General features: G+C 68.1%; 8 protein-coding genes. All 8 read right to left on the bottom strand.

The features are described from left to right. Positions 1-424: lysophospholipid acyltransferase family protein (locus tag ACXJKR_RS19390; protein ID WP_457324202.1), on the bottom strand; the 424-nt coding region annotated here is incomplete at its 3' end. A 45-nt stretch (positions 425-469) separates the two neighbouring features. Then, the gene (locus tag ACXJKR_RS19385; RefSeq protein WP_457324201.1) at positions 470-1,357 is read right to left on the bottom strand and encodes a tetratricopeptide repeat protein; all 888 of its coding nucleotides are present in this window, start codon (positions 1,355-1,357) and stop codon (positions 470-472) included. A gap of 108 nt (positions 1,358-1,465) precedes the next feature. After that, complete coding sequence (locus ACXJKR_RS19380) at positions 1,466-1,855, bottom strand: GFA family protein (RefSeq protein WP_457324200.1); 390 nt, start codon at positions 1,853-1,855, stop codon at positions 1,466-1,468. Next, positions 1,855-2,403 carry a GNAT family N-acetyltransferase gene (locus tag ACXJKR_RS19375; RefSeq protein ID WP_457324199.1) on the bottom strand — a complete coding sequence of 183 codons (549 nt, stop codon included), beginning with the start codon at positions 2,401-2,403 and terminating at the stop codon, positions 1,855-1,857. The genes ACXJKR_RS19380 and ACXJKR_RS19375 overlap by 1 nt, the downstream gene beginning before the upstream one ends. 30 nt (positions 2,404-2,433) lie before the next feature. Beyond that, positions 2,434-2,694, bottom strand: a complete 261-nt coding sequence (locus tag ACXJKR_RS19370) for an antibiotic biosynthesis monooxygenase family protein (protein ID WP_457324198.1) — start codon at positions 2,692-2,694, stop codon at positions 2,434-2,436. Between the two features lie 28 nt (positions 2,695-2,722). Then, entirely contained in the window at positions 2,723-4,363 is a 1,641-nt protein-coding gene (locus ACXJKR_RS19365; RefSeq protein ID WP_457324197.1) for a GMC family oxidoreductase, read from the bottom strand. Positions 4,364-4,365: 2 nt separating this feature from the next. After that, entirely contained in the window at positions 4,366-5,784 is a 1,419-nt protein-coding gene (locus tag ACXJKR_RS19360) for a coniferyl aldehyde dehydrogenase (protein WP_457324196.1), read from the bottom strand. 252 nt (positions 5,785-6,036) lie between these two features. Further along, the coding region (gene purH / locus ACXJKR_RS19355; protein ID WP_457324195.1) for a bifunctional phosphoribosylaminoimidazolecarboxamide formyltransferase/IMP cyclohydrolase at positions 6,037-7,298 on the bottom strand (1,262 nt) is incomplete at its 5' end.

Raw genomic sequence — 7,298 nt, 5'->3', positions numbered from 1 at the left:
GCTCGGCGAGGTGGTAGATGCCGGACTTGAAGGGCTGCGGGTTGCCCTTGTTGGACCGCGTGCCCTCGGGAAAGATGACCAGCGAGTCGCCGTTGGCCAGTGCCTCGACGAGGGGCTCCAGCGGGTCCTCGTCGGGCTTGCTGCGTGCGCGGCTGACGTAGATGGCGTTGAAGACCGAGGTGGTCAGCCAGCGCTTGAGGGCACTGGTCGTCCAGTAGTCGCGGGCGGCGATGGCGCGCGTGGTGGCGCGCAGATCATGCGGGAAGGCAGCCCAGATCAGGACGAGATCGAAGTGACTCTGGTGGTTGGCGATGTAGATGCGCTGCTCCGCCGTCGGCGGGCAGCCCTTCCAGTGGCCCTGAGCCCCCGTGATGAGGCGGGCAATGAAGGAGAGCAACTGGCCGGTGAAAGCGGCTGGCGTCATGGGGCGGGATTATCGGGGCCCGCCCCCGCGCCAGCCCGTGAGGACTTACCAGTCGTCGCTGCCGCCGCCACCGCCACCCAAATCGCCGCCGCCCGCATCGCCGCCACCCCAACCGTCGCCGCTGCCGAAGTCGACGTCGCGGCGGCTCAGTTCGTCGGCGGCGCTGCTGGAGCCACCGGAATCAAAGCTGCCGGGGATCAGGCCGCCGCTGGTATCGGTGTCGCGCGCAACGCTGCGTTCGTCATGGCCACCATGGAGCAGCTTCTCGGCCAGCATGCCGGCGGCAACGCCACCCGCTACGCCAAGACCAACGCCGAGCATGCCGGGGCCGCCCGAGCCAGGCGCCTGCATGCCGCCAGGCCCATAACCAGCGCCAGCGCCATAGCCGCCTGGGCCATAACCACCCGCCATGGCCGGCTGCTGGCTCTGCGCGGCGGTGCGGTTGCGCATCCAGCGCATGGCCAGCCAGATGAAGATGACGGCACCACCGATCAGCAGCCAGAGGGACACGCCACCACCGCTCTCGCTGCGCTCGACCGGCGCGGCGCGCATCGGCGGTGCCGCATTGACGGCAGTCGGCGCGACGGACTTCGCCACCCCGGCCTGCTCACGCTGCAGCAACTGTTCGAAGGCATTGAACTTGGCGGCGTCGGCGAACTTGATGGCAGGGTCCAGCGCGCGAGCGCGGCGCGTGTGCTCGGCGGCTTCGGGGAACTGGCGCTGGTGGGCCAGGATCTCGGCCAGCACGTAATGGGCGCGCGGGCTGTCGGGCTTGGCCGCAACAACCTCGCGCATCATCTTCTCCGCGCCGGCGTAGTCGCCACGCTGAGCAGCGGCCTGCACCTCGTCGACGTTAGGCAGCGCCTGGGCGGTGCCCAGCCAGAGCGTGCCTAGCAGGGCCATGCACAGCAGCAGGAATCGGGGGAATTTCATCGCAACACTCCTCAAACCATCACCCACCCGCCACGCGCGTGGGAAGACGGCAGTTTGCGCCCCTGATCTGGCGACGAGCCGTGCGGTTTCAAGGCTTTACCTGTAGGACTAGAACCAATAGTCCGCCACGCAGCGCCCGTCGCGCGGCAGGTCGTCAAAGGTATCCAACCCGTCGAAGTGATCGATCGGGATGCTCGCCACCACATCGGGCTCGGCCAGGCGCAGGTTCACGGCAATGCGGCGGCGCCCGTCGGCTTCCAGCCTCAGCCCGCGCCAATGCGTCACGCAGCCGCAGGTCGGGCAGAAATGGAATTCCAACGCTTTGCCGCGCACATAGGCCTGCGTAGAGCCGGTGATGTAGATGCCTTCGTCCACGTAGTCGTAGGCCCAAAGCGTGCCATAGCGACGACACGCTGTGCAGTTGCAGGCGGTTGCGCCGTCAGGCTGGCCGTCGAAACGCCAGCGCACACTGCCGCACAGGCAGGAACCTTCAATCATCAGCAGGCCTCCTTCAGTTCGGGCGGACGCACGGCGGCGGCATAGACCGGGTCGATGTAGATCTGGCCGCCGAACAGGAATTCCTGGCCGCCAACCTGGGCGAAACCGAAGCGTTCGTAGAAGGCCACGGCTCGCACATTGCGATCGTAGACACCCAGCCACAGGGTCTGCGCCCCGCGCCGGCGCGCCACGGCATGCACCTCATGCATCAGCGCCGCGCCCAGGCCGCGGCCGATGAAGCCCTCGCCAAGATAGATGCGCCAGAGATGGATGGGGGCCGGGCCCGCCACGCAATCGGGCGCAGGCTCGACCTTGACGATGGCGTAGCCGGCGAGCTGCTCGTCCACCCAGGCCAGCAGCACCGTGCAGGCGGTGTCCTGGATGACAGCGGCCATGACCTCGGGCTGGAAGTGCTCGGCGACATAGTCGGCGATCTCCTGCGCGTCGCTGAGGTCACGGTAGGTGTCGGCGAAGGCCTGGGCGCCGAAGGCCGCGAGCGCGGCAGCGTCCTCAGGCGTGGCGTGGCGGATTTGTGGCGGGCTGTGCATGCGTGAACCGCATGTTCGCATCCCGAGGCTTCAAATCTGCTCGTAGTGCAGCACCGTCGGGAAGGGGTCATAGAAGTGGTGCAGCAACCGGCGCCATTCCTGGTAGCCCTCGGACTTGCGAAAGCCTACCTCGTGGTGCTCGACGCTCTCCCAGCGCACCAGCAGCATGTAGTGATCGGCGCGCTCCAGGCAGCGCTGGAGCTCATGGCCCAGGTAGCCGGGCATGGACGAGATGATTCCCTGCGCGACGGCAAAGGCCCTCTCGAACTCAGCGCCCTGACCAGGCCGCACCTGAGCTGCGCGATCTCCAGGATCATGCTCAGGCCGCCTGCGCAACGATCTCGGGCTGGCGGGCTGCAGCCTGCATCATCTGCGCCGCCTTCTCGCCGATCATCATGGCCGGTGCATTGGTGTTGCCACTGATCAGCGTGGGCATGATGGACGCATCCACCACGCGCAGGCTTTGCAGGCCGTGCACGCGCAGCTCGGCGTCCACCACGGCCATCGCGTCCGTGCCCATCTTGCAGCTACCCACCGGGTGGTAGATGGTGTCGGCGCGCTGGCGCAGCAAGGCTTCGATGTCGGCGTCGGAGTGCGTCTCGGTGCTCCACATCTCGGTGTGCCAGTGCGCGCGCAGCGCCGGCTGGTGCAGCAGCTCGCGCGTGAGCTTGAAGCCGGCCACCATCTGCGCCATGTCGTCGGCATGCTGGAAGAAGCCTGGGTCGATCAGCGGCGCGGTGCCGGCGTCGCGACCGGCCAGTCTGACGGTGCCGCGGCTTTGCGGGCGCAGCAGGCACACATGGCAGGACATGCCGTGCCCCATGCGCATCTTGCGCGCATGGTCCTCCACGGCGGCGACGACGAAGTGCAGCTGGATGTTCGGCCGCGCCTGCGCGGCGCTGGTGCGCAGGAAGCCACCGCCTTCGGCGAAATTGCTGGTCAGCATGCCGCGGCGCTCGGCGCGGTAGCGCTGGACGGCGCGCCAGAAAGCGAACCCGCCGCGCAGCGACAGGCCGAAGGTGTCGAGGCTGCTGCTGCGCAGGCCGAACACGAAGTCCGGGTGGTCCTGCAGGTTGGCACCCACGCCGGGCAGGTGGTGCAGCACGGCGATGCCCTGCGCCTGCAGTTGCGCCGCATCGCCCACGCCGGACAGCATCAGCAGCTGCGGCGACTGGATGGCGCCCGCCGCCAGCACGACCTCACGCCTGGCCTGCAGCCGACGCAACACGCCGCCCACCTTCACCTCCACGCCCACCGCGCGGCGGCCGTCGAACAGGATGCGCTGAACTTGCGCCTGCACGGTCACGCGCAGGTTGGGCCGGCCGAGGTGCGGGCGCAGGTAGGCGCGGGCCGCACTGCAACGCTCGCCGCGGTCCTGCGTGACCTGGTAGATACCAACGCCTTCCTGCGTTTCGCCATTGAAGTCGGCGTTGATGACGTGGCCCGCCTTACGCCCCGCGGCCACCCAGGCCGCCTGCAGCGGGTTGTCAGTGCGCAGCTGGCTGACCTTCAACGGCCCATCGCGGCCATGCAGCGGGGCGCCGAAGGTGTCGTTGCCCTCGCTCCTGATGAAGTGGGGCAGTACATCGCTCCAGCCCCAGCCGGGGTTGCCGAGCGCGGCCCAGTGGTCGTAGTCCTCGCGCTGGCCGCGGATGTAGACCATCGCGTTGATGCCCGACGAGCCACCGAGCATCTTGCCGCGCGGCACATAGCCGCGGCGGCCATTCAGGCCCGGCTGCGGCACCGTCTCGAAGGCGTAGTTGTGCAGCTTGCTGGGCACCATCAGCACGGCACCCGTGGGCACCGTCCCCAGCCAGTTGCTGACGTCGGCACCGGCTTCCAGCACCAGCACCTGGGTGCCGGGGTCTTCGCTCAGCCGGCCGGCGAGCGCCGAGCCGGATGAGCCACCGCCGATGACGATGACGTCGTGGGTCTCGTCGAAAGCTTGAGGGTCGTTCATGGTCAGGCGATGCGTCGCAGCAGCGAAAGGAGTTTCTCGAAGGTGGCACCGTAAGGCGGYTGGAACAGCTTGGTGCCGGCAAAGCGCGACTGGATGAACAGCGGCTTCTCCTTGCTGAAGGTACGGAAGCCCCACTCACCGTGGTACGAGCCCATGCCACTGGCGCCGACGCCACCGAAGGGTTGCTCCTCCTGGCCCAGATGCCACAGGCAGTCGTTGATGGTCACACCGCCGGCATGGGTCTCGCGCATCACGTGGTCGCGCGCAGCGCTGTCGGTGCCGAACCAGTACAGCGCCAACGGGCGGTCGCCGCGGTTGATGTGGGCCAGGGCTTCGTCGACCTTGTCGTAGCCGACGATGGGCAGCAGCGGGCCGAAGATTTCTTCCTGCATGACGGTCGCCTCGGCCGGCACGTCCAGCAGCAGGGCCGGCACCAGGCGGCGGTCCTGTTGCGGATCGGGCTGCTCGTCATGGCTGCGCAGCACACGGGCGCCGCGCTCGGCGGCATCGGCAATCAGTCCTTGCAGCCGGGCATGGTGGCGCGGCGTGGCGATGCTGGTGTAGTCGGCATTGCCGGCGATGCGCGGGTACATGCGGCGCATCTCGGCCAGGATCTTCTGGCTCAGCGGCTCGACCAGCTCCTTGGGCACCAGCAGGTAGTCGGGCGCGACGCAGGTCTGGCCGGCGTTGAAGAGCTTGCCGAAGGCCAGGCGCGACGCGGTCAGGTCGAGGTTGCAGCTGCGGTCGACGACGGCCGGCGACTTGCCACCGAGCTCCAGCGTCACCGGCGTCAGGTTCTTGGCCGCGGCCTGGGCCACGTGGCGGCCCACGGCGGTGGAGCCGGTGAAGAAGAGGTGGTCGAAGGGCAGCGTCGTGAAAGCCTTGCCCACTTCGGCGTCACCGGTGATGACCTGCATCTCCTCGGGCTTGAAGTGCTCGGCGACGATGCGCGCCATCAGCTCACTGGTGGCTGGCGTCAGCTCCGAGGGCTTGATCAGCACGCGGTTGCCTGCTGCCAGCGCGGCGACGGCGGGCTCCATCGCCAGGTAGTAGGGGTAGTTCCAGGGCGACACGATGCCCACGACACCCAGCGGTTGGCGCATCAGCACATTGCGGCCGGGCAGGAAGTGCAGCGGCGTAGCGACGCGCCGGGTCCTCATCCAGCGGCGCAGATGCTTGATAGCGTGGCGGGCGCCGGACTCGACGGTGAAGATGTCGGCCAGCAGCGATTCCTGGCGGGCGCGATGGCCGAAGTCCTGGGCCATGGCGCTAGCGATCGCCTCGCCGTGCTGGCGCGTCATCTTGAGCAGCCGTTGCAGGCGGTCACGGCGCACCTCGTACGAGGGCATGCGGTCGGCCTCGTAGGCGCGGCGTTGCGCCGTCAGCGCCAGATGCAGGCGCTCCTGCAGGGCGGTGTCCATGGGCATGTCTCCGGTTCTCGATCTAGTGCGTCGAGGCTAACCGCAAGACGGGCCCCCACCATCGGTGGAGGCCCTGGACTAGAGGCGCGCGTCTAGTCCCCGAGGTGACACGGGCATTTCATGGGATTTGCGGGCCGAGCGCTGGGCCGCTCCCGAGCCGGCCCGCCTTGGCGATGTGCTTGCCGGTCAATCCGGCAAGCATCGCCGTCCCCTCGGGGGACCGGCCAAGGTACTCCTTGGACGAGGGGCTCTTTAATGGCGGAAATGGCGTACGCCTGTGACCACCATGGCAATGCCACGCTCGTTGGCCGCCGCGATGACTTCATCGTCGCGCATGGAGCCGCCCGGCTGGATGACGCAGCTCGCGCCCGCGTCGGCCAGCACATCCAGGCCGTCGCGGAAGGGGAAGAAAGCATCGCTGGCCACGGCCGAGCCCTGCAGGCTCAAGGACGCATGCTGGGCCTTGATGGAGGCGATGCGGGCCGAGTCGAGGCGGCTCATCTGGCCGGCGCCGACACCCAGCGTCATGCCGCCGCCGCAGAAGACGATGGCATTGCTCTTCACGTACTGGGCCACGGTCCAGGCGAACATCAGGTCGTCGAGCTGCTGGGCCGTGGGCTGCAGCGTCGTGACGACCTTGAGGTCTTCGCGCTTCAGGAAATGGTTGTCAGAGGTCTGCAGCAGCAGGCCCGAGCCGACGCGCTTGCTGTCGCCCGCGTTGCGGCCCTGGTCCCAGGGGCGTGGGCCGCCCGGCGGCGGCGCGATCTGCATGAGGCGCACATTGGCCTTGGCCTTGAAGATCTCCAGCGCCTCGGCGCTGAAGCTGGGAGCCATCAGCACTTCGACGAACTGCTTGGCGACGAGCTGGGCCGCCGCGCCGTCCACTTCGCGGTTGAAGGCGATGATGCCGCCAAAGGCGCTGGTGGGGTCGGTCTTGAAGGCCTTGCTGTAGGCCTCGGCCGCGGTGCCGGCCACGGCCACGCCGCAGGGGTTGGCGTGCTTGACGATGACGCAGGCCGGCGTGTCAAAGCTCTTCACGCATTCCCAGGCCGCATCGGCATCGGCGATGTTGTTGTACGAGAGTTCCTTGCCCTGCAGCTGCTTGCCGGTGACCAGCGACCCAGGTGCCGGGAACAGGTCGCGATAGAGGGCCGCACTCTGGTGCGAGTTCTCACCGTAGCGCAGGTCCTGCACCTTGACGAAGGTGGCGTTCATCTGCGCTGGGTACTCGGTCTTGCTGCCGTCTTCCTGCAACGCGGACAAGTAGTTGCTGATGGCCGCGTCGTACTGGGCGATGCGGTTGAAGGCGGCCACCGAGCAGGCGAAGCGTGTCTTGTCGCTGGTCTTGCCGTAGGCCTTCAGCTCGTCGAGCACGCCGGCGTACTGGGCCGCGTCGGTCAGCACCGTCACGTCCTTCCAGTTCTTGGCCGCGCTGCGAACCATGGCCGGGCCGCCGATGTCGATGTTCTCGATGGCGTCTTCCAGCGTGCAGCCGGGCTTGGCCACGGTCGCCT

This window comes from Roseateles sp. P5_E11, assembly GCF_054049355.1.
This window is presented reverse-complemented; position numbering and strand designations above follow the sequence as displayed.

Bases quoted from the DNA above. Each gene is read 5' to 3' on its own strand.
- ACXJKR_RS19375 (WP_457324199.1), bottom strand. From the start codon at position 2,403: ATGCACAGCCCGCCACAAATCCGCCACGCCACGCCTGAGGACGCTGCC.
- ACXJKR_RS19380 (WP_457324200.1), bottom strand. From the start codon at position 1,855: ATGATTGAAGGTTCCTGCCTGTGCGGCAGTGTGCGCTGGCGTTTCGAC.
- ACXJKR_RS19365 (WP_457324197.1), bottom strand. From the start codon at position 4,363: ATGAACGACCCTCAAGCTTTCGACGAGACCCACGACGTCATCGTCATC.
- ACXJKR_RS19385 (WP_457324201.1), bottom strand. From the start codon at position 1,357: ATGAAATTCCCCCGATTCCTGCTGCTGTGCATGGCCCTGCTAGGCACG.